The 23,109-nt window shown below is 48.6% G+C and carries 12 protein-coding genes and 1 pseudogene; 8 read left to right on the forward strand and 5 right to left on the reverse strand.

Annotated features, from left to right (window positions below; genetic code table 11):
• Nucleotides 1-36 precede the first annotated feature (36 nt).
• The 3 genes from ACSTTG_RS16705 to ACSTTG_RS16715 are packed head-to-tail and all read left to right on the forward strand — an operon-like array spanning nucleotide 37 to nucleotide 5,853.
• The gene (locus ACSTTG_RS16705; RefSeq protein WP_438475623.1) at nucleotides 37-1,422 is read left to right on the forward strand and encodes an efflux transporter outer membrane subunit; all 1,386 of its coding nucleotides are present in this window, start codon (nucleotides 37-39) and stop codon (nucleotides 1,420-1,422) included.
• Between the two features lie 16 nt (nucleotides 1,423-1,438).
• Complete coding sequence (locus ACSTTG_RS16710) at nucleotides 1,439-2,734, forward strand: efflux RND transporter periplasmic adaptor subunit (protein ID WP_438475624.1); 1,296 nt, start codon at nucleotides 1,439-1,441, stop codon at nucleotides 2,732-2,734.
• Nucleotides 2,731-5,853: an efflux RND transporter permease subunit gene (locus ACSTTG_RS16715; RefSeq protein ID WP_438475625.1), complete on the forward strand. Its 3,123-nt coding sequence runs from the start codon at nucleotides 2,731-2,733 to the stop codon at nucleotides 5,851-5,853. Before ACSTTG_RS16710 ends, ACSTTG_RS16715 begins: the two co-directional genes overlap by 4 nt.
• Nucleotides 5,854-6,138: 285 nt before the next feature.
• On the opposite strand, the gene ACSTTG_RS16720 is transcribed toward ACSTTG_RS16715, so the two are convergent.
• Nucleotides 6,139-8,784: a beta propeller repeat protein gene (locus tag ACSTTG_RS16720; RefSeq protein WP_438475626.1), complete on the reverse strand. Its 2,646-nt coding sequence runs from the start codon at nucleotides 8,782-8,784 to the stop codon at nucleotides 6,139-6,141.
• 1,128 nt (nucleotides 8,785-9,912) lie between these two features.
• Between ACSTTG_RS16720 and ACSTTG_RS16725 the strand changes: the two genes are divergently transcribed.
• Entirely contained in the window at nucleotides 9,913-11,286 is a 1,374-nt protein-coding gene (locus ACSTTG_RS16725) for an alanine/glycine:cation symporter family protein (protein WP_438457347.1), read from the forward strand.
• Nucleotides 11,287-11,539: 253 nt separating this feature from the next.
• A pseudogene (locus tag ACSTTG_RS16730) lies at nucleotides 11,540-12,499 on the forward strand (transposase).
• A gap of 433 nt (nucleotides 12,500-12,932) precedes the next feature.
• Here the strand turns inward: ACSTTG_RS16730 and ACSTTG_RS16735 are convergent.
• Genes ACSTTG_RS16735 through dgcN form a run of 3 tightly spaced genes read right to left on the reverse strand, consistent with a single transcriptional unit; the run spans nucleotide 12,933 to nucleotide 15,771 of the window.
• Nucleotides 12,933-13,790, reverse strand: a complete 858-nt coding sequence (locus tag ACSTTG_RS16735) for a D-amino-acid transaminase (RefSeq protein ID WP_438457345.1) — start codon at nucleotides 13,788-13,790, stop codon at nucleotides 12,933-12,935.
• A 2-nt stretch (nucleotides 13,791-13,792) separates the two neighbouring features.
• On the reverse strand, nucleotides 13,793-14,767 hold the full coding sequence (dgcA, locus tag ACSTTG_RS16740; protein ID WP_438475627.1) for an N-acetyl-D-Glu racemase DgcA: 975 nt from the start codon (nucleotides 14,765-14,767) through the stop codon (nucleotides 13,793-13,795).
• Nucleotides 14,767-15,771, reverse strand: coding sequence for an N-acetyltransferase DgcN (dgcN, locus tag ACSTTG_RS16745; RefSeq protein ID WP_438475628.1), 1,005 nt, complete (start codon nucleotides 15,769-15,771; stop codon nucleotides 14,767-14,769). Before dgcN ends, dgcA begins: the two co-directional genes overlap by 1 nt.
• Nucleotides 15,772-16,427: 656 nt before the next feature.
• Here dgcN and alr point away from each other — a divergent pair.
• Complete coding sequence (gene alr / locus ACSTTG_RS16750; RefSeq protein ID WP_438475629.1) at nucleotides 16,428-17,561, forward strand: alanine racemase; 1,134 nt, start codon at nucleotides 16,428-16,430, stop codon at nucleotides 17,559-17,561.
• A gap of 2 nt (nucleotides 17,562-17,563) precedes the next feature.
• On the opposite strand, the gene mrcB is transcribed toward alr, so the two are convergent.
• Nucleotides 17,564-19,846, reverse strand: coding sequence for a penicillin-binding protein 1B (mrcB, locus tag ACSTTG_RS16755; RefSeq protein ID WP_438475630.1), 2,283 nt, complete (start codon nucleotides 19,844-19,846; stop codon nucleotides 17,564-17,566).
• A 366-nt stretch (nucleotides 19,847-20,212) separates the two neighbouring features.
• Between mrcB and ACSTTG_RS16760 the strand changes: the two genes are divergently transcribed.
• On the forward strand, nucleotides 20,213-20,461 hold the full coding sequence (locus ACSTTG_RS16760) for a hypothetical protein (protein WP_438475631.1): 249 nt from the start codon (nucleotides 20,213-20,215) through the stop codon (nucleotides 20,459-20,461).
• Between the two features lie 337 nt (nucleotides 20,462-20,798).
• Nucleotides 20,799-23,027, forward strand: a complete 2,229-nt coding sequence (locus ACSTTG_RS16765; RefSeq protein ID WP_438475632.1) for a hypothetical protein — start codon at nucleotides 20,799-20,801, stop codon at nucleotides 23,025-23,027.
• Nucleotides 23,028-23,109: the final 82 nt, after the last annotated feature.

Consider the following 23,109-nt stretch of genomic DNA (forward strand, 5'->3'; position numbering starts at 1 on the left):
CTATGCCTGTTATTTGGCTAAAGATAGGATTTCACTATGCCATTTCAGTTTCGAACATTCGCTTTAGGTGTGCTTTCTTTGGCACTGACAGGCTGCAGCCTGCAGCCAACGCCTCACCAGCCACTGCATGCCTTTGAGCAGCAGGGTTTTACTATTTCGGGTCAGGCGCCAGTGAATGCTGAGTGGTGGCTCACCTTTGATGACCCTGAGCTGACTCGACTGATTGAGATAGGACTTGCTGATAATATCTCACTACAAACCAGTATCGCTCGAGTACATCGAGCCGCGGAGATCGCTAATGTTGACCGCGCTGCTCGCTTCCCAGACGCTTCTGCCAAACTCGATACCAATCTCGAACGCGGCAATACCAGAAATGGCATCAATACCTCCAACAACGAATCACTTGGACTGAATGCGCGTTGGGAGCTCGATATCTGGGGTAAGAATAAGGCCAGCGCCACTGCATCCTACTTCAATTATCTTGCCACTGACCAACGCCTCCATGCAGCAGGACAAGCGCTTGCGGGCGATATCGCTCGCGTATGGTTTCAGCTAACTGAGCAGCAGCAAAGTATGGCGATCCTAGCACGCCAGATCAGCAACACCCAGGTTATTGCCGAAATCACCGCACATCAATATCGCTCAGGGCAAGGCAGTGTCAGTGCTATCTGGCGACAGGAGCAACTCTTAGAGAGCCTCAAGTCTTCGCAAAACCAGGCGTTTAAAAACCGTGCCGTACTGGAAAAACAGCTTAATGTCTTGATTGGTCGCCCACCAATGCAAGCCACTGATTGGCAATACAGTCATTTTCCAACCTACCCTATGCTGCCCGATACTGGCTTGCCGGCTCAATTGATTGAGCGCCGGCCTGATATCCAGTCCTCCTGGTATCAATACTTGGCCAGCCAAGAGCAAATTACCGTGGCCAAGGCCAATCGCCTTCCAGACATTAACCTTGCTGGTGGTGGTGCGCTACAAGACTGGAGTAGTGACTTTGAGCTCTGGCGAGTCAATCTCGGCGCGCAGGTTAACGTGCCCATTTTCAATGCCGGAAAACTGGCTGCACGCGAGAGAGCGGCTCAAGCCGCCTCCGATATTGCGTTCTTGGATTACACCCAAGCGGTGCTAAAGGCACTTGAGGAAATTGAAACCAATACACTCCGTGAGATGAGCCAGTACAACCAGTTGGCATCACTCGAGCGTCAAACTGAGCAAGCAGCACAAATACTGGAGGTCGAATCGATTCGTTACCGACAAGGCATGCAAGGTTATCTCGATGTGCTCAATGCCCAGGAAAAACTGTTTGCCCTGCAAAAGCAGTCTCTGTCAGCCAAGAGACAACTCTTTTTACGCCGCGTCGCGACCTATCAGTCTTTGGGTGGTGACCTTGACCGATTAACCCAACGCCCAGAGCCACAATAAGACGAGGAATATCGCCATGACTCACTCTGCTTCCCTGCCAAATCAAGGTGCTCGACGCCTCGTTTCCACAGCGATCAAGGTGATCCTGCCGTGCTGTGTGCTTGGTGCGGGTATCTATATTACGCAAGAACTGCTGAAAGGCCGCCCCCACCACCAACGCCCGCCGGGTCAGCCACCAGCGCGTTTGGTGGATGTCGAGTCAATTCGACTGGGGAAAGTCAGCCCACAAGTAATTGGTCGCGGCGAGGTGCAGCCCAAGCGCACCGTCAGCCTGCGCTCTCAGCTGCGAGGCACGATCAACGATCTACCCAGCCATCTTTTTCCTGGCGGATACGTCGCCCAGGGCGAGCCACTGGTCACGCTAGATAAGCGCGATTTCTCACTCGCCGTCGAGCAAGCCGAGGCCCTACTGGCGAGAAAAGAAGCACTCTACGACGTCGAACTCGGCCGCCGCCGCGCCGCCGAAATGGAGTACGAGTTATCGGGACAGACACTTAATCCGGAGGATCTCGCGTTAGTCCTACGCCAACCCCAACTGGCGCAGATTGAGGCTGATATCGCCCATAGCAAAGCGGCGGTTGAACAGGCCAAACTCAATCTTGAGCGCACCGAGATCACCGCCCCATTCGACGGCCAGATTGTTGATATCAGCGCCGCGACAGGTAGCCAGGTGCGTGACAACACGGTTCTAATGGATATCGTTGCCACCGACTCATTCTGGCTATCGGTAAGCTTGCCCTCCCAGCAGTTACGCTGGCTCACTATCCCACCAGCGGGTGCACCGATACACAGCAGCAAGTCGTGCTATGGCAGCAGCGTTAAAATCACCAATCCTAATGAGTGGGGAGAAGGACAATATCGACAAGGTTGTGTCACCAGTCTTCTACCTGAGCTAGACAAGCGAATCAAGACGGCTTCCGTCTTGGTGCGCATCGATGACCCACTGGCACAAAAGCCAGAGAATATCGATAAGCCATCTGTCCTGTTAAATGCCTTTTTGCAGGCGGAGTTTCAAGTCAACCCTGTGGCCAGAGCTGTCGAGCTACCACGCCGTTATTTGCAAAAGGACAGTTTTGTTTGGTTGATGGACAGTGACGATCAGCTAGAGGCAAGAGAAGTGACTATCGCCCATCGCAGCCAAGACAGCGTGCTGATCACCTTTGGCCTTAATCCTGGTGACAAATTGGTCACCACGCCATTAATTGGAGCCATTGAGGGGATCGCACTTAAACAGAGACCTCACCGTCAGTCTTTGGCAACAACCAAAGAGAGCAAACCAACCCCTGAGGCACAAGGAGCGCATTCATCATGAGTCATACCAAGGGCGCGATTGGCTGGATGACTCATAACCGAGTCACTCCCAATCTGTTAATGCTATTTTTTATCATCGGCGGCTTGCTGATGAGCTGGCAAATAAAAAAAGAGGTTCACCCAAACACCGAGCACAACGCTATCAGAGTTTGGGTATACTACCCTGGCTCGACGCCAACAGAAATGGAGCGTGGCATTACACTGCCGATAGAAAATGCCATCAGTGGCATTGAGGGCATCAAGCAGATCCACTCTTGGGCTAACTCGGCCGGCACTAATATCACCGCCGATTTGATCAACAATGCCGATGTTGATCGAATACAGCGCGAGATAGAAAATGCAGTCAACACGGCGCAAATCCCCGCTGGAGCTGAAAAACCAAGAGTTTTTCGCAGCCAAAATCGTGGCGAGTCGATGGAGTTGGTGCTGTATGGTGAAAGTGACCCTATCGCACTGAAAGAAGCCAGTACTGAGCTACAAAATATCCTCCTACGCTCGTCAGAGTTGACGCAAGTTGAGGTCAGCGGCTTTTCAAAATATGAAGTGCAGGTGTCAATCGATACTCAAACTCTGGAGCACTATGGCTTGACTCTTGATCAAGTCAGCCAAAGTATCAGCAGTCACGCGGTGACCCAATCAGGCGGACGGATTGAATCACGCGGCGGAGACATCCTGCTGCAACTCGATGAGAGCCGTGGCTGGGCTCATGAATTTAACGATATCGTGGTTCTACAGACTCCCCAAGGTGGACGAGTTTACCTGGAGGACATCGCCGAAATACAAGATGGCTTCGCCAATAAAAACAATAGCTTTTTTTACAATGGTCTCCCCTCTGCGAGTATCCGCATCTATCGCACCGGCGATCAAACTCCCATCTCGATTTCTCAAGCGGTGCACCAGTTGCTCCCTGAGCTAGAACAGACGCTGCAACCAGGGATGAGCCTGACCATTGTAAGTGACGACGCGATTATCTTTGAGCAGCGTATGCACCTGCTGCTTAAAAATGCGTTCTTAGGGCTTTTGCTAGTCTTGATTGTGTTGGCGCTATTTCTCGATGTGCGCTTGGCCTTCTGGGTTACCGTCGGGATACCAACCTCTTTTCTTGGCTCGCTACTGTTTTTGCCGGTGATGGATGTCTCGATCAACATGATCTCGATGTTTGCCTTTATCATCGCGCTTGGGATCGTAGTTGATGATGCAATCATTGCTGGTGAAAACATTCACGAGAAGATGAGCCAAGGCATCTCCTTTGGCACCGCAGCCATTGAGGGCGCGAAAGAGATCGCGGTTCCTTTGACCTTTAGTATCCTAACCAACATCGTAGCCTTTATCCCAATTTGGTTCTTACCAGGCACCCTCGGTCTAACCTTCCAAGTTATCCCACTGGTTGTCGCGGCGGTGTTTATTATCTCTTGGGTCGAGGCACTGTTTATTTTGCCCACCCACTTGGCTCACATTGATACTCGAACGCCCTATTGGACTCGGCCATTCAACTTCGCCCAAAATAAAGTCGATAAAGCTCTGCAATGGCTTATCCAATCGGTCTACATGCCAACGTTGAAACACTTGCTCACGTATCGCTATCTTGTGATAAGCACGGGCTGCGTGATGCTGATGGTTTCGATTAGCTACATCTCTGGTGGACACCTCGGTTTTTCTACCATGCCTAGGGTCGAGGCGGAATATTCGGTTGCACGTGCTTTCATGCCAGTTGGCACCTCATACGAAGAAGCGACTAAGGTACGCTACCAACTTGAGCAAGCCGCGACGCAAGTTATTGCAGACAATGGCGGGGACGCCGTTGCTACCGGTGTCGCTACCCATATTCGCAGTCGTGACGGCGAGTTTATCATTATTTCTCGAATCTTTTTGCAGCCCTCTGAGATCCGAGCGCTCTCTACCCGTGAAGTATCCCGTGAGTGGCGCAAAGCAACTGGCGATGTGCCTCTGGCTAACGCCGTACGTTTTTCTGCCACGGGCAACGGTCCCGGCGCTGATGTTGCGGGCGTCACGGTGGAATTAACCCATCGCAATAACCACCAGCTGCAAACCGCGAGTGAAAAACTCAGTGAAATGCTGGCAGGTTACCAAGGGGTGGTCGATATTGAGAACAGCTTTATCTCAGGCAGCCAGCAGATCCAATTGACCCTACTGCCTGAGGGGAAAAGCATGGGGCTGACTGAGCAACAGTTGATCCGCCAAGTACGTCATGCCTTCAATGGCGTTCGAGCGCTACGTCAGCAACGCGGCAGTGATGAGGTTGATGTCAAAGTTCAGCTTCCGGAGTGGCAGCGCAGCAGTGTATATCACCTTGAGCAATTGCCAATCAAGGTCGGTGACCGCTATATTCCACTCTCGCAGATAGCGCAGGTAAAACGTGAATACTCTGCATCAACGATTCAACGTCGTGAGGGCTCGCGTAACGTCACGGTCAGCGCCGATATCACGCCCTCTTCCGAGGCAATGGCACTATCGCAGACCCTAGCCAACGAGGTCTTCCCCACGCTTGAGGCAGAATTCCCCGGGCTAAATATCGGCTTTCGCGGTGACCAAGCTGAGCAGAAGGAAAGTTTAACCAGTCTCGCAACCAATGGCGCACTAGTCCTACTAGCACTCTATTGCCTACTTGCGATTCCATTTCGTAGTTACAGCCAGCCGTTAATCATCATGACCATAATTCCGTTTGGTATTATTGGCGGCGTGGTCGGTCACGTGATGCTCGGATACAGCCTGAGTGTGGTTAGCCTACTTGGCACACTGGCGCTAAGTGGCGTGGTGATCAACGATAGCCTTATTCTCGTCACCGAGGTCAACCGCAACTGTGAGCGTGGCGTCGAGCTTATCAAAGCGATCTTGCTGGGTAGTGCTCGTCGATTCCGTCCGATTATCCTTACGACATTGACGACGTTTGGTGGGCTTGCACCGATGATCTTGGAGACATCGAATCAAGCGCAGCTGATGGTGCCCATGGCCATATCGCTGGGATTCGGGATCGTGTTTGCGACATTCATCACTTTGGTTTTATTACCCTGCCTTTACCTCGCTTTAGAGGATCTGAAATCACTAGTGAAAGACCACGATAGCCAAGATGAAAATAGTCTACCATTCAAGATCACCTAACCAATACAAATAGGACTTTAGATGACAAAAAGCCGCGATTAGCAAGCTAATCTCGGCTTTATTTTTTTGTTGCTTTCTCGCAGCACTAGCAGCAATACTGGCTAGCCGCCCACAGCCAACAGCTTGTCATCTACAAAGGCTTTTAAATTAAGGGGACAGACACCTTACATGTTTCGCTCTATTGGTCGTGATTTAAGTAACAGTCCCCCTCTATCATTCGCTCGCGCAGTGAGCGATAGAGGGGGCACTATAGTTTTTATGTATGAGGGCCGTTCAAATTGACGCTTACTGGGTTGGTAATAGCGCGGTATAAACACCAGACGATTCCGCAGCACACCATACGCGGTTTGGTGTCGCATTATCAAAAGCAATCTTACCTACCATCATACTACCTCGGCCTTGGTTAAACTTGACCCATGAGTTAACTTTGCCACCTTCAACGCTGTAATAGGTACCCGCATCTTCCTTATCATTACTGACGGTTTCACGAGTCACCACAAGGATGAAGTTTTCATCAAATGGACTCGTTTCAACCGCTGAGACAAACGGGTGATCAAAGATTTTGCTCCAGTCTGAAGCTTGATAGTTACCTTCACGCTTATACGCGGCTTTCCACAGACCGCCCTCACCAGAAATACTCTCTTGGTTACTATCTCCGCCAGCGAGATAAATATTGGTTCCATTACCGGATTGATCAGCATGGATCCAGACGCCCCATACCGATTTGATTCCTTCAGGGATCTGAGCCTTCTCCCATCCCCATGCGCCATTTTTCGAGATGTACAAGCCACCATCAACACGGCCACTTTGCCCAACTGGTGAAAGGTATTGACGCACTGCTGCATAAAGCGTATTGGCGTCGTGTGGATCGACAATTAAAGATTTGACCGCTGCGCTATCATCACCGATGATCTCACGGCCATTACGATGGTCTCTGCCACCCGACGTCTTGGGTAGATTGCGATTCATATTAACCCAAGTCACACCATGATCTGTTGATTTATAAATACCCTTCTGTGATTCAGGATTAAAGATCTGCACTTGCCCCATTGGACGGTTATCGGTATCGATAATTTCGGCCACCGCATACATGGTTTTCCCACCATTAACAATCCGCAGGTCAGTCCAATAAACCGTCTTCATCTCATCGACATTAATTGTATCTGGTACCTCAATCGGCTCCGAGATAGCCTCCAACTCGGTGCCGTTGTTACTGACTTTGTACAGGTTACCTGTTCGTTGCGACAGGGCGTAAAGTACCGAGGGATCAGTTGGGTGCGCCGCGACGGTTGTTGGGGTATACATTGGCTGACCTGGCGCCCAAGTTTCACCAACATCAACCAGCGCAGGAATGGGCTGTGCACCCAAAATTCCTGGGTAATCTTCGTGCATTTCACCCGTCACTCGCCAAGCAGAGAGCTCATAGGGCAGCAAGAGCATTTCACCCGGGCGATGTGGATCCGGCGCAATAGCGAAGGCGCCGGTATCGGCATTTCCGTGGCCAAAATAGGTATCTTTACCAACACGGGTATTATCAACACTTTCCCACCAGTCTTTATCTGGATGATATTTAACTGTGTAGTAGCCTTTAATCGCTGATGCGTACACTGAGCCATCGGCCGCTACGCTCATAGAACGCACACCGCGCCGACCATAGGTTTGATATTCTGGAAACTTGCGTTCATTGACTTGTAAGTCTAGGTTTTGCTCGATATTTCCGGGTTGATTTTGTGCCCAATAGTCATCTTTTTGGAAACCTGAGCCAACGCGCAGCGACGCCGCCCAACTATCACCACCATTTGATGTTACCCACACGGAGCCCGCCATCGGCTTGTTGATGTGCCCACCCCATACGGACATATACACTCTGTCAGGGTTGGTCGGGTCAACCTTGATATCAACAAAATCTTGGAAAAAAGCGCTCGGCATGTTGAGTGTGTTAAGCTCGTCACTCGTTTTCTCAAACCACCACTGCGCCATGGTATTAACCAGCCATCTGTCGATACTCAGCTGACTTAGGTCAACATACAAGTTACTGGTTTTGTTATCGAAGTTTCCTTGGATTACGCTCTCTGGTTGGGTCGTTTTAAACACACCACCTTGTGATTCTAGTTCGTTGCCATTGATGCTGTAAGTCGCTTGCTTTAACACAAAAACCGTTAGTTGGTTATCTCGATTATCCCAGTGATAATCCGCTCTCGTCGCGCTATTGATTAGTCTCACCCAATTGCTGTCTTCACTCTTGCGATAAAAGCCCGTTGAAGTGGCCGCAAATATCATCTCTGGATAACGACTCGTATCTGGATGAGCAAAAAGATCAAACACTGCTGTATTGGCAGACATTCCAGTACCGTCTATCGCACTGATGGTTCGATTTTCACTCGTGATATTGGTAATTTTCCATACTTTTGGGCTTTGGCTATCAATTCCATCTAAAGGGTTCAAGTTGACACCGCTTCGCAGTTGCTTAGTATCCAAGCCGTTTGCCACATACCAGGTATCTTTGTCTTTTGGATGCGGGTACGCCGTATACCATGATGAGTTCGGTTGCGCGCCGGATGAGTAGTTTGTGATTGGATTAAACTCTATCCCACCGTCAGTACTAAGCTGAATAGTCTCCCCTTTGAGGCCAATAACCACCTGCTTATCCTTCGGATCACTGCCAAGATAAGTCGCACTGAGCCGGTTTCGCTGCGTCCAAATCTCGTCGACAGGAATGGTAGTTTGCCAGTGTTTACCGCCATCGAGCGACACATAGTCATTGCCCATATCAGGCACGACCCAGACTTTTTCCGGATCAACGCTATCTGTCGCTACATACATGTTACTCCCAGCCATACCTGGCGCCATTTGACGCCATAGACTCTCTTGGGCCGTGGTTGGAATCGACTTTCCGAATTGTGGCGCATTGGGATTACGATCCGTCTCCATTGTATCTTTGCTGTCACTCGTATCGTTGCAACCGAAGAGCAATATGAGCGCTATCGCACAAATGTTTCCTCGGCTAAGGGGATGGATTATTTGATGTAAAGGCATTGATTCACGCTCTCTTTTTCTCAATTAGGCGCTACTTACGTCCCTAACCAAGAAGACCTGTTGTGTAGGATAATTAGTTGACCTAGCCATATTTAGGCAAGAGCAACTGATACAAAGCAATCGGCATGACTAAACGAGTTACATAAATTGATGAGTTAGCACGATTGATTTTCTTTTATAGTTAGTAATATTTCTCCAACGACTATTGTTTCCAGCATCGGACAAATAACGCTTTAAAATTAGTACCAATCTGGCTAAAACATAATGCTAACCTTTAAGTATCAATGACTTATATTTGCTAATATTTGTGATAAATGAGAGCTAAATCAATGCAAGAATTCACCAAAACACTTGGTTCACAGTAGAGTTAGGTAGGGCGTGTCGAACTCTGTCCTCATCCAATAAGCTCGGGTGCAGCTCGGCACTACCATTAGCATCCCTTTGAAGGCACGTTGTTATCATCCAGCCATTTTACAGCCCGCGAGAATTGAATTTTTCAGGAGGCTGAGGACTAACCTTAAAAAAATCAGCATAATCCGCCTCTAGAGGTACGGGCTATGGAATTTCTCACGTCGTGATAGGCACATGGCCATTTTTTCTAAGTAGAAGGTATGGCCCAATAGTTTCACCTTAAAATTAATATACTATTAGTCAAATAGAAGTTAATAAGTGATAATGGCAAGATTTAAATTTCATATCAACCCGAATATATGGATAATTATTTCACAGCCAAATCCTAGCGTATGACGTCATGCTATTGATTATTATCATAATTTACTGCGCACCAATAACGATCATCTAGTGCGCCAACTTGGTGCACTTTTCCTACATCAACTCAAGGATAATTAGCAAGCCATTGATTATTATCTATATAAACTTGACTTACATCACATTAAACACTAAATCGGCGTTTATTTAGGCATATAGATCGAATAACCTCTGTTTATAGATGATTTTGGAATACGAAATGCATCAAGTAACAGGGAAGAAATTTTTATTAATCAGAGTTGTAGGAAAAGATAAATGGAATTTTTAAATCAACTAGTCGGGACAATAAACGGCATCGTTTGGGGCGTGCCCATGTTGGTGTTGATCTTGGGTGTCGGGATCTTTCTCAGCGTCGGCCTCAAGTTTATGCCGCTGTTCAATATTCTGAACGCATTTAAGCTGCTTTTGAGTCGACGTGATAAGTCTGCTGACAATGGGGAAATCCCTCCATTCCAAGCGCTGATGACCGCGATGTCTGCTACGGTAGGTACCGGTAATATCGCCGGGGTAGCCACTGCCGTCTTTATTGGTGGTCCAGGCGCACTGTTTTGGATGTGGATTACTGCACTGTTTGGTTTGGCGACGAAGTATGCTGAAGCCGTACTCGCCGTAAAATACCGTGAGAAGGATGCGCAAGGTCGCTACCTTGGCGGTCCGATGTACTACATCAAAAATGGTATGGGACAAAAATGGGCCTGGCTTGGCACCCTGTTTGCTATTTTTGGTACATTCGCGTGTTTTGGCATCGGTAATGGTGTTCAATCTAACTCAATCGCACAGGTACTAGAGTCTAACTTCGACTACTCTCCTCTTGTCGTTGGTATTATCGTAATGGTTCTTGCTGGTGCAGTGATCATTGGTGGCTTGAAACGTATCGGTGCATTTGCTGGTGCGCTAGTACCGGTTATGGCCGTTGCTTATGTTCTCTGTGGTGTGGTTATCTTGGCAATGAGCGCAAGTGAACTTCCTAGCGCATTTGCTCTTGTCTTCAAAGAAGCATTTACACCAACTTCAGCTCAAGGCGGCTTTGCCGGCGCGACGGTTTGGATGGCAATCCGCTTTGGTGTTGCGCGTGGTGTTTTCTCAAATGAAGCCGGTCTGGGCTCAGCACCGATTGCTCACGCAAGTGCACAAACCAATGATCCAGTTCGTCAGGGCTTGATTGCCATGCTTGGTACCTTCATCGATACCTTGGTGATTTGTACCATTACCGGCATGGTGATTATCGTCTCTGGTGCATGGACATCTGGTGACTCTGGTGCTGCGCTGACATCAGCTGCTTTTGGCCAAGTCGTTCCTGGTGTGGGTAACTACATTGTTGCGATTAGCCTAGCGGTCTTTGCATTTACCACCATCGTTGGTTGGTCGGTTTACGGCGAGCGATGCGCCAAATACTTGTTTGGTGATAAAGCGATCCTACCTTTCCGCGTTATTTTCGTGCTGGCTCTGCCTATCGGTGCAACCATGGAGCTCGACTTTGTTTGGTTGCTCAGCGATACGCTAAACGCCATGATGGCGATTCCAAACTTGATCGCTCTAGCAGTATTGAGCCCAGTAGTTTTCGCCCTCACAAAATCCTACTTCTCAAATGGCAATCAAGCCAAGCCATCAGCAGAAGTTAAATCATAAATCTATCTAGCTCCGTCACCGCGTGGCGGAGCTCCATTCCCCTATAAAGGGACACACACTTCATCAGGATACTGATTCCGCCCCCTCTTTACAGGACACACACCAAATCTTTGTTTCACGTCTCATTTACTATGTACGCCTGGAATAATAGAGTCTGGGAAAGGCACAATGTGACGCATTATTCAGCATACGCTATCACTCGATGAACCTGTCAGTTCTATACTCTCTTTGCTTAAACTCAAAGGACTGCTCAATGACAATCGCAAGACAACAGCTTATATCAACCGATGTAACCTCTTATTATCACTGCGTTTCTCGCTGTGTCAGACGCAGTTTTTTGTGCGGTCAAGACCCGCTGACCAACGCAAGCTATGAACATCGAAGAGGTTGGATCGAAAGAAAAATTGATGTATTGGCCCATATATACTGCATTGATATCTGTGCCTATGCCATCATGAGCAATCACTATCACCTAGTAGTTAACATCAACAAACGTAAAGCATTGGAGTGTACGCTTGATGAAATCGTCGAGCGATGGAGCCGCATTCACAAATTACCCACAATTGTGAAACGATGGCTAAGTGGGCAACTGACTGATCGAGCAGAAAAAGACTCATGTATTAAGCTCATTGAACTTTGGAGAGAAAGACTTTGAAGCCTAAGCTGGTTCATGAAAGAGCTTAATTATCACATCGCTTGTAAAGCCAACAAAGAAGACAGCTGCACGGGGCATTTTTGGGAGAGTCGATTCAAAAGCCAAGCACTTCTTGATGAAAAAGCACTCGCTGCAGCAATGGCATATGTAGATTTAAACCCAGTTAGAGCAGGCACCGCTACCAGGCCTGAAACGTCAGAATATACGTCGATTAAGACACGGATTAACGCTCTAAGACAAAGTCGCCCCACATCCTTTTGCTTGTATCCGCTCATTGGTGACCGAGGAAACAATCAATTAGAAGGGATTCCTTTTCATCTCATCGAATATATTGAACTCGTTGATTGGACTTCTCGGCAACTGAGACAAGGAAAAGCACACTTAGAAGGTAGCGTGCCTCCTATACTGAGCAGACTTGATATCAATTGCGAATGTTGGCTCAAGGTCTGTAAACAACTTGAGAAACCTCGTGCAACAGCCGTGGGAACTAGGTTCCAAGCTTTAAAAGCAAAATTATCTCTACATAAGCAGAAAATACAGCTTTACTCGTTGGACTAACCACCTAAACGTTCATCACCCACAAGGCCACTTTGTGAATCTAGTCCTAAGGCTGGCTTACCTTTCGAACAACTTAATATCATTACTGAAATTTCTACGATAGAAAGCACTCAAGAATCCACTAGTTAAACAACAGCACCAACTTCTTTGCACTTTATGAATTTAAGTCATCGTGCGCCAATATCTAAGACAGGGTTTAACTGTATGTCCTTATAAAATAGGCATATATCCACTTAATGCGTGATCGGTACATTTTATTGTGTATTCAATAAATATGTCTGGTGATATGTTTGTTCAATCGTCTATATCATGTGTGTCCTATAAAAAGGTGTCAATTTAGTATCTGTCCCTTGAAGAGGTGAGGTGTGTGTCCTTTCAAAAGGTGCTTTCAAAAGGTGGTGTAATATCATCTACACCACCTCTTTTGAGGTAGCTACTCTGCGAGCTCTAGTGCGGTGCGGATGTATATGTCGCGGAGTTTGGCGGCTATTTGGCCTGGTTTGCCGGTGCCTATGGTGTGGCCATCAATGCTGGTCACGGGCCAGATGAATGTCGTGGCACTGCTGACGAAAGCTTCTTTTGCTTGGTAGGCCTCAGCGATGGTGAATGGACGCTCTTCTACCTCTAATTGGCAGTCTTCAGCTAGCTTGAGCAGCGAAGCTCTTGTGATGCCATGCAGAATATCTTTACTGAGAGGACGGGTTACTATTTTGTTATCCTGAGTCACGATATAGGCGTTACTAGAGCCGCCCTCAGTGATATAACCATTTTCAATCAACCACACATCATCGCACCCTGCTTGATGAGCAATATGCTTGGCTAGACAAGCCGGTAACAAGCTAGTGGTTTTTATATCCCGGCGACGCCAGCGCATATCATCCATAGAGAGTATTTTTATCCCCTCCTTGGCTGGCTTACTCTCGATAAGGGCACGTTGTTGAGTAAACATGACCAGTGTCGGCTCAATGTCATCGGAATAAGAAAAGTCGCGGTCACCCTCACTGCCTCGTGTGAGCTGTAAATAGACACCGCCTTCTGTGAGATTATTTTTCTCGATAAGGCTACGTTGGATCTCAGTAAGCTCCGCTCCCGTAACCGGCATCTTAATGCCCAATTCACGACAAGAACGCTCCAGGCGCGCAAGGTGCCCAGCATTATCCACTAACTTTCCTTCAAGCACTGCCGTAACCTCATAGACCGCATCGGCAAACAAAAATCCGCGGTCAAAGATAGAGATGCTCGCCTCTTGCTCAGCGACATATTCGCCATTCACATAAACTGTTCTATTCATAATTATCCCCACAACTGACTGTTAAAAGGCAGCATCTGGTTGCCTCTAAAATCAAAGCCATTTTCTATATCTTTTTCTAACAGTAAAGGGCCATCAAGATCAACGATATCAACACCTTGCCCCAATACAAATGCTGGTGCCATGCTTAAAGACGATGACAGCATACAACCTACCATCACCTTCAAACCGAGCTGCTGTGCTTCCTGCTTCAAAAGCAATCCTTCGGTCAAGCCACCGGTTTTATCAATTTTGATATTAATCATATCGTAGCGACCCACCAACTGCTTAAGTCTCTCTCGATCATGACACGACTCATCCGCACAGATTGGGATCGGTCTTTCCAACTCGGCCAAGACTGCGTCATTATCGGATGGAAAAGGCTGCTCAATCATTGCGATATTAAGTTTCACCAACTCTGGAATGAGCTGGTTGTATATTTCCGGCGTCCAAGCCTCATTAGCATCAAGGATGATCTTAGATTGAGGTGCACCTCGACGCACAGCTCGGACACACTCGAGATCATCGCCTCCTCCAAGCTTCACCTTCAGCAAACTATGCTGAGCGTTGTTTTTTGCAGCCTGCTCCATCACACTCGCGTCAGCCAATGAAATGGTATAAGCAGTTTCCAGCTCCTGTGGCTCGAGTTCAAGCTGTTGCCAAATACTCTGTCCGGCTAATTTACACTCTAGGTCCCACATCGCGCAATCGATCGCATTACGGGCAGCACCTGGTGGGCAAATCGCCTGTAAGTCATAACGGGACAGTCCCGTTTCGATTTGGGGGGCAATCGCCTCAATTTGCGCGCGTACACTGGCAATCGATTCGTTATAGCGCGCATATGGGACACACTCTCCACGTCCGGACTGTCCTTGATCAGACAGGGTCACAATCAAGGTATCTGCCTGAGTTTTACTCCCGCGTGAGATAGTAAACCGGCCTCTTATCGGCCAAGCCTGCTGTGAAAGTTCTAATTTCATTACAGCTCCTTGAGCTTGTCTACAATCCGCCCAACGCCTTGGCGGAATGGGTCAACAACTGGGAGGCCGATTTCGGTCTCAAGAAGATCCATATACGCTAGCGCTTCTTGCTCTTGCATATTCACAGTGTTAACCGAGATGCCAACGCACTGCACCGCTGGGTTAGTCAGTCGTGCCGCTGCAAGGTTAGTCTCAATACAGGTTTTGATATCTGGCAAAGCATAATCTGGCAGCCCTCGCATATGCTCACGTGTTGGCTCATGGCATAAAACTAACGCATCTGCCTGAGAGCCATGAATAAGCCCCATGGTGACACCAGCAAACGAAGCATGGAACAACGAGCCCTGCCCCTCAATCACGTCCCAGTGTTGCTCGTCATTGGCAGGTGCAATCGTCTCGATAGCACCTGCAATAAAGTCTGCTACCACACAGTCAACACTCACACCACCCCCGGTGATCAGAATCCCGGTTTGCCCTGTAGCTCGAAAATCAGCATCAAAGCCTTTTTCCTGCATGTCCTTTTCTATCGCGAGTGAGGTATACATTTTACCCACAGAGCAGTCCGTGCCAACAGTGAGCAGACGCTTGCCGCTGCGCTTTATTCCATTCGCTACCGGATAAGCTTGGGTTGGGTAACGAACATCAAACAGGCTGCGGCCATACGTCTGTGCGCAATCAACCAGCTCCGATATATCTGTCAGCTTATTATGCAAACCAGATGCGATATCCATACCTGCAGCCAACGCTTGCTTCAATATCCCAATCCATTGCTCAGAAATAATCCCGCCTCGATTAGCTACGCCAATCACTAGGGTTTGTGCACCTAGTTCAATTGCCTGCTCTATCGATACATCATCCAAGCCGACATCTGCGTTACACCCCTCAAGGCGAAATTGACCTACGCAGTAATCTGGTCGCCAAGTCTTAATCCCTTGTGCGACTTTCGCAGCCAATTGATCAGCTGCATCTCCGAGAAACAGTAAATAAGGTTTGTTCAGTTCCATCTTAAACTCCTAAATTTGGTCGTAACTTTCGATTGTTAGTAACCTTCAAAGCAAAAACCGTGTCAACTTTTCAATTAGCGGAGGTTTACGTGGCATTTTTATCTTTTATGCAGTAATTAACACTGCCTCATCAACTAGTCCCAACTAGATTATTCCCCTTATCTGCGTCCATTAATGAATTTATCAACCAACTTTTTTATTCATGCAGTTATAAATCCTAAATTATACTGTTAATGCCACACATAAACGATAACTACCACTAACAAACATTCACCACACTAATAACCAATGCGCATGCCCAATACCGACATATACACTGCCTCAAGCCCACATCAATGAATCATTATGGTGAGGGAGTGACATAAAGTGGTGCATATGACCTATCTGCATCGCCACTCTACTTCGAGGTAAACTCTCTTTTAAACCATCAATTACGGACTATTCATCTTCATCAAAATCACCCTGTAGCTAGACAAATCCGAACATAACTCACTTATTAGTAGCGATTCATTCACTACAAACAACACAGACAAACACTCTATCCTTTATATGGCGTAGTAATTGCTTCGTTGATTTATAGGTAAGTACATTTAATATGTCTGAGTGATTGCACAACAGCGCTTAGAAAAATCGAATCATGACTCAAGGAGTGAAGAATGATCACGGCTCAAGCCACTATTAATCTCGATGCTATTCGGCATAATTATCAACAACTGAAAAAACTCAGCGATCAACAATTAATCGCGGTCGTTAAAGGCAACGCCTATGGCCACGGAGCGATTGCTGTCGCTAAAGCGTTAGACAATGCCGATGCCTTTGCTGTTGCTCGAATAGAGGAAGCTATTGAGCTCAGAGCGGCTAAAATCGAGCAACCCATCTTGTTGCTCGAGGGCTGCTTTTGCCAAGATGACCTCGATAAGGCCGCGAAGTATAACCTCGATGTGGTCATTCACAGCGAATACCAACTAGACGATCTTGAGGCGCTAAATATAGATAACAGCCTATCCGTGTGGCTAAAAGTTGACACGGGCATGCACCGCATCGGCATTGAACCAACTCTTGTGCCAAGTTATCAAAAACGCCTAGCCGCACTTACCCATGTTGACAGCGCCATTGGCATTATTAGCCATTTTAGCTGCGCCGATGAGCGTTCAAATACCGCTACCACCGAGCAAATCACTGCCTTCTCACAAGTAATCAAGGATATCCAAGGCCCCAAAAGTATCGCCAATTCTGCGGGCTTGCTGATGTGGCCAGACTCATCATTTGGCGTTGCCAGAGCAGGGATTGCCCTTTACGGGATCTCCCCTATTGATGGCTATACCGGACATGATTTTGGTCTGATCCCAGTAATGACCTTTACTAGTCGCTTAATTTCGATTCGCCAACATAAAGCCGGGCAGCCTGTAGGCTATGGGCAGACATGGCGACCTGAGCAAGACACCACACTAGGCGTTATCGCAGCGGGCTATGGGGATGGCTATCCTAGATCGGCATCCAACTGCGCTAAGGTGTTTATCAATGGTCGCCAAGTGCCTATTGTTGGTCGGGTATCTATGGATATGTTGGTGGTCGACCTGGGACAAGATGCTCGAGATTGCAGCGGGGATCAGGTTGAACTTTGGGGAGAACAAATGCCGATTGAGCAGGTCGCTCAGGCTGCGGGAACCATACCTTATGAGCTCACTATACAGCTCACCTCTCGTGTCAATCTCAGTTGGCAACAACGCGGCGAGCAACCCTGTAATCCAATACTAAGTACTGATAAACAACAAGCAGTAGCAATTTGAATTTAACGCGTAAATAAACGCTTAAAGAAGTTACCAATCTCTTCACCGGCGCAACCAGAAGACAGGTTCTCCTTTGCGCCCCAAACCGGCAGTACAACATCACCTCGGCCGCAACTGGTGCGCAGCACGCCATTTTCTTTGCGTCTAAAGCTCACGAGCTCAATATCGTCTGCATAGTCAATGTTGAGGGTTTGCGGTCCTCGCCCTTTGAGATAATGCTGATAAACTGGCAAGGCACCCGTTGTCCCGGTCAGTTTCGTCTTGCCATTATCCCCACGCCCAATCCAAACCGTCACCAACTCACGACCATCAATACCCACATACCAACTATCACGATTATCATTAGTGGTGCCGGTTTTGCCCGCCAACTGATAATTGCGCCCAAGCGCATTGAGAGATTTAGCCGTGCCGTCTTTAACCGTTCCCTGCAGAGCCGCCATCGTCAGCTGACTCGCCTGAGTCGGCGCAACCTGTTGCTCGCTCATTCGCTGCTGATAGACCGAGCGGTCGTCGGCGTCGACTATCGCACGGATCAGAAACTGCTCGTTTCTCTGCCCGTGATTGGCGATTGGCTGATAAATCTGACTCACCTGCTCAGGGCTCAGCTCTAAAGCGCCGAGCAGCATCGAGGGCAGAGGTTGAACTGGGTCTTCAAGCTGGCCAAGCTGTTCGACAAGTTCTGCAACCGTCTTAAGCTCAAGCGCCATACCTAAATTCACAATCGGTACGTTAAGCGAGTTTGCTAGCATCGAGTATAGGGACACCTCGCCCTGATATCGACGATTGTAGTTGCGCGGCTGCCAAGTTGTTCCATTATCTAGGGTGATAGTCAGCGGCTGATCGGGCAAACGAGTCGCTAGATTGTAGTGTTGTGGGTCACTCAGTGCAGCCAACACTACCACTGGCTTGATCACCGACCCGACCTGACGCGAGCCATCGCGGGCAAAGTTATAACCGGCATAATCGGGGTTGCGGTTACCCACCACGGCTCGAATGGCGCCAGTTTGATAATCCACACTGAGCAGCGCAGCATCCAACTCCGTGCCAGCAACCGCATCAAGCTCCGGCAGCATGGCCACCACACTCTGCTCCGCTTGCTGCTGAGACTGCGGGTCTAGCGTGGTATAAATACGCGCGCCTGCTCGGTCCATCTTCGGTGCCAGTGCCTGCAACTCTTGAGTCACCCAGTCAAAATAGGCCGGCTTGCGCATGGCCACTTGGCCGCGAACCTGAATATCCAATGCGCGCTCAATCGCCGCTTGATACTCAGACTCTTCAAGGTACCCCTCTTGCTCGAGTAGTTTCAACACTGTGTTGCGTCTTGCCAGCGCGCGCTCAGGGAAGCGCCATGGGTTGTAATATGAAGGCCCCTTTACCAAAGCCACCAGCAGTGCTTGTTGATCGATACGTAATTCGAGCAGCGGTTTATTGAAGTAAAACTGCGCGCCTAACTCAAAGCCGTGGATGGCATCCGAGCCCTGCTGGGCGAGATAAATCTGGTTGACATAGCCATCAAGGATCTCATCCTTACTGAATTTAGCATCGATGAGCAGCGCCATATACGCCTCGCGCACTTTACGGCTCAAGCTGCGCTCATTGGTAAGAAAGAGATTTTTAGTCAACTGTTGGGTGAGTGTACTGCCACCTTGCACCGTGCGACCCGCCTTCAAATTGGTCAAGAATGCGCGAGCAATAGCAGTGACAGAAATACCATCATGTTGCCAAAATGCGCGGTCCTCTGTCAGTAGCAATGCGGTGATCAGTCCCTCGGGCATATCCTGCCAAGACTGATAGAGCCGCTGCTGATGACCATCATTACCAATCATGCCCATCAGTTTGGGCTCTAGACTAAACAACCCAAGCTCTGCGCCGGTATCGACATCATGAATCGACCTCAAGCCACTTTGACCAAAGGTCAACGACACTCTCTGCACATCACGGTAGCCATCGGAAAATTGGAAAGGACGGCGCACCAGTGTCACGTTATTGCCTGAGACGCGGTACTCACCGCTATTGGCTGGAGTTGACACTTGCTGGTAATTGAGCGTAGTCAACTCATCAAGCAACTCTTGCTGGCTCACAGCCGAGTCAATGCTCAACACCAGTTCTCGCGCATATACCACACTCGGCAGTTCAAACAGGTGTCCAGAAAAACGCTGCTGCACCTGACTGGCAACACTGCGGTGAAAGGTCCACCACACGAGGGCGAGGCCAACTAATACAATAACGAGAATGGTTGGAATGGAAAAACGTCGAGACTTGGGCGACGGATTGGTGGATGTCATGCTGCTGTACCGAGAATAAAACTGGCGGCAACATACGTGCTAGTGCTTCAGAAAGTGTCAGCTCGGAGTTAATAGATTGACAGCTTAGGTCAGGGATAGGATGTGCTTGTTAACAGCACACATTAAGAAGAGATAAATAATTCTCAAAAACAATCACCTATATTTCATACCCTAGATGACAGTCAGTAGCCGTGAAATCCAACGCTCATTACTCACCGCTGCGAAAAAATGAGTGTACTTCGCGCTTTTGGCAATTTCCTCAGCAACGACTTGAACCAAGTCTGATTTCCCCCTCTTTTCGCTAGATGGCTGATACCTCTCTTGAGACAATGTTCATCGACCCAGCCAACATTCAAAGAGGTCAGTATGAAAATGATCATAATCCTAATCGTAACCACGTTTTTTATCTGTGCATGTAACGGAGCTCGTGTGCTATTCACCGAGCACAACTCAGCCCAATCTGAGCTACCGCTTTCATCACAGCAACGGTCTGCTCACATTCCAGATGGGGTTGACGATCAAAACTTAACGGCAATAGAAGTCGATAGATTAGAGGGAGTCTTTGTGTTGCAAACGCCCATAAGCGACCTCATTTCCATCGCTTCTGCATACTGACAGCTCTACTTTAAAATGGTGGGGCATTGGCTTACCCACCCACTCTCGCCCGCTGGTCCAACTCCTCGTCCAACCAAAAACACCGTCTTTTTCTCAATTTGCGACTCAATCTGCAACAATCCATGTCCCCTTAGACTAACTTACCTTCCTGAACTAACTATGCTTCTCACAAATTTAACCCGTGTGGGTTTGCCTTTGCATCTTTATTGATACACAAAGACAAATCAGCCTTTAGTGATATGGCAAAACCGACTCCATCATCGATAATCACTTCGCATTTTGAATAGCATTCTGACTCGCATTTTGAATCGTGAAATGAATTAAGGATTTGTTCCATATGAGACCGTTTTTGTTGTTAACACTGCTGGTGCCTTTCTATCTTCAATCAGCTAACTTTCCGTCAGCTGATAGCGCCATCATCCTCCCGGGGCAGCATCAATCTGGACAAGATCTGCAAGGCAATTTCCTATCACCCGAGCAAGTGATAGATTGGGAGATTTACAACAGCGACATCATTTTTGGCTCCTACGTGGAGCAAAGCGACAACGCGCGCACTCAAGCTGTTGGCTACATGTACAACCAAAAGCTCGAGCTCAATGCCGGATGGACGGAGCATCGCGCGAGACAGTATGCCGAGACACAGGGCATCGACTACGAAGACTTCTTCCTTCACTTTACTAGCGATACGATTGTTGCCGAGGTGGATCCCACCCACGGCGAAAAAACCACCCTCAACCGCAAGCCGATGATCGTCGGTCATACCGCCGATGCGATGCACGCTGGATTTTGGCTCTACCAATCGCCTCCGTGGGACGCCGATGTCTTTGCCGGGCATCAACAAGGCGGTGCGCTGTATGTTTATCACTCTGAGCAATTTGACCGCTTGACCCTCAAGTTCTCCCAGTTTGCTCAAGGCGGTGAGTTTTGGATTGAGTACCCTAGCGCCACTGACAGCCAGGGCATGGTAACCCAATGGGCTCGGTTAGATATCAAGAACGACAAAACCAACAATATGACCAAAAACCAAACGGTGATCTGGAACATACCCGATGACTGGCAGCGCGCAACAACACATGATGGCAGCGGGCGCAGTTATGGCGGCGGCCAGTATTTTGGCTCTACTTACCTGCGTGATGGCGGGCAACTCTTTGTCGCCCGTATCCGTTGGCATGATGATAACTCTGAGCTGCGTCCACGCATCGATGAGGTCAAGCTGCGCAACAGCTTCCCAGTGGTTAAGCCCAGTGATGGGCCAAGTACCACCGCTGAAGGTCAGACAATACAACGATGGCGCAAGGTGCGCGGCTTTGATACCTCTGCTGACCTTAATCAAGACAACTACCTCTCGCCCTCCGAGTACAAAAACCGCAGTAATAAGAGTGCGACCGCGCGTTTTCGCTGGGAATCTCGAGTGATCCCATTTGGCAGAATGTGGAATCAGAGCTCTTCATGGGCATTGACTCACCTTGGAAATCAGGACTACCTCAACGCCATGCACAGTGTTTATCAAAATGATTGGCATGAGCAAGGCTTGAGTGGCGCGTATAATGATGACACCAACAAGCTGATTGGCAGCAACCAGTTTGTGATTTACTCGGGCGGTCACGTTGCTGAGCTCGACGCCATTGCCGGTAGCGAGCAGGCGCAGCAAGCCTATCAACAGCAATTTGCTCACTTTCTCCTTGGGTTGAGCGAGCTCGACAGCGACGCCCTGATCAGCGTCAACATTGGCACCGCTAACCTATATGGTCGCAACGGCCAATCTCATCTTATCGAGTCGGCATCGCTTTACCTGAGAGAGCACTATCTGTTCCCCTCAACCGGGTTTAGCGGCTATGCAGGGCTTAGCAAGTTTTGGGACAATTCGGCGTTAGCACATGCAGGCAAGAAGGTGATCTATCAAGCCACCACCCGTTACGGTCGCGTTGAGTACTTTGGTAACAACCAAGACAACTGGCAACAAGATCAATACTCAGCCCTCGCTGCCTACTATCTTAATCATCACAACTCGGGTAGCTTGTTCAACCAATGGAACAATGGCTACCTGTACGGCAGTGACAACACTACCGAGAGTAACTTTTATCAAAGTGGGATCGCCAAAAACATCGCCTATCAACCGACCGCTCTGTTATCGATTGACTTGGGCCAGCCGGCCAATCATATTCCAAGTGGCTTCGACCCTATCCCGCTGATGCTATCAACGCAAACACCCTATCCTGCGGACTACACTATCGTTGGTGATTCAGCCAGTCCGGAGGTGGTCCACGCTGACCTGCCTGAGGGGATTGAGTATGTCACTCCGACTCATACCTACTTTTTATATCGCTCAGCACAAAATGTCGTCACGGGCGGTCCGGCTGAAATGGTGCTCGCACGCGAGTTCACCAAAGGCAAGGTCCTGTACCGAACTGACTTTCATGGTAAAAACCGTGACTACTACAGCGCACAACCTGTCACCATCACCCTCGATGAGCCTATGCGCCCCGTCGACCAGCAAGGCAATATCGGTGACTATGTTAGCGAGGTTGAACTTGCGGGGTACGAGGGGCTGTTTTTGCTCTACTAACTAATTAAGGGGGCGAGGTTCGGGGACGGGCGTTGCCCTACGGGGAGCGAGGAGTTCGTAGACAACTGATACTACGAGGTAA

It is taken from the genome of Vibrio glycogenivorans (assembly GCF_051660965.1).
Classification (GTDB): Bacteria; Pseudomonadota; Gammaproteobacteria; order Enterobacterales; family Vibrionaceae; genus Vibrio.

Coding starts and splice junctions, on each gene's coding strand:
- dgcN (WP_438475628.1), bottom strand. CDS start 15,771: ATGGAACTGAACAAACCTTATTTACTGTTTCTCGGAGATGCAGCTGAT.
- ACSTTG_RS16720 (WP_438475626.1), bottom strand. CDS start 8,784: ATGGAGACGGATCGTAATCCCAATGCGCCACAATTCGGAAAGTCGATT.
- ACSTTG_RS16715 (WP_438475625.1), top strand. CDS start 2,731: ATGAGTCATACCAAGGGCGCGATTGGCTGGATGACTCATAACCGAGTC.
- ACSTTG_RS16760 (WP_438475631.1), top strand. CDS start 20,213: ATGAAAATGATCATAATCCTAATCGTAACCACGTTTTTTATCTGTGCA.
- ACSTTG_RS16765 (WP_438475632.1), top strand. CDS start 20,799: ATGAGACCGTTTTTGTTGTTAACACTGCTGGTGCCTTTCTATCTTCAA.
- ACSTTG_RS16735 (WP_438457345.1), bottom strand. CDS start 13,790: ATGAATAGAACAGTTTATGTGAATGGCGAATATGTCGCTGAGCAAGAG.
- ACSTTG_RS16705 (WP_438475623.1), top strand. CDS start 37: ATGCCATTTCAGTTTCGAACATTCGCTTTAGGTGTGCTTTCTTTGGCA.
- ACSTTG_RS16725 (WP_438457347.1), top strand. CDS start 9,913: ATGGAATTTTTAAATCAACTAGTCGGGACAATAAACGGCATCGTTTGG.
- dgcA (WP_438475627.1), bottom strand. CDS start 14,767: ATGAAATTAGAACTTTCACAGCAGGCTTGGCCGATAAGAGGCCGGTTT.
- ACSTTG_RS16710 (WP_438475624.1), top strand. CDS start 1,439: ATGACTCACTCTGCTTCCCTGCCAAATCAAGGTGCTCGACGCCTCGTT.
- alr (WP_438475629.1), top strand. CDS start 16,428: ATGATCACGGCTCAAGCCACTATTAATCTCGATGCTATTCGGCATAAT.
- mrcB (WP_438475630.1), bottom strand. CDS start 19,846: ATGACATCCACCAATCCGTCGCCCAAGTCTCGACGTTTTTCCATTCCA.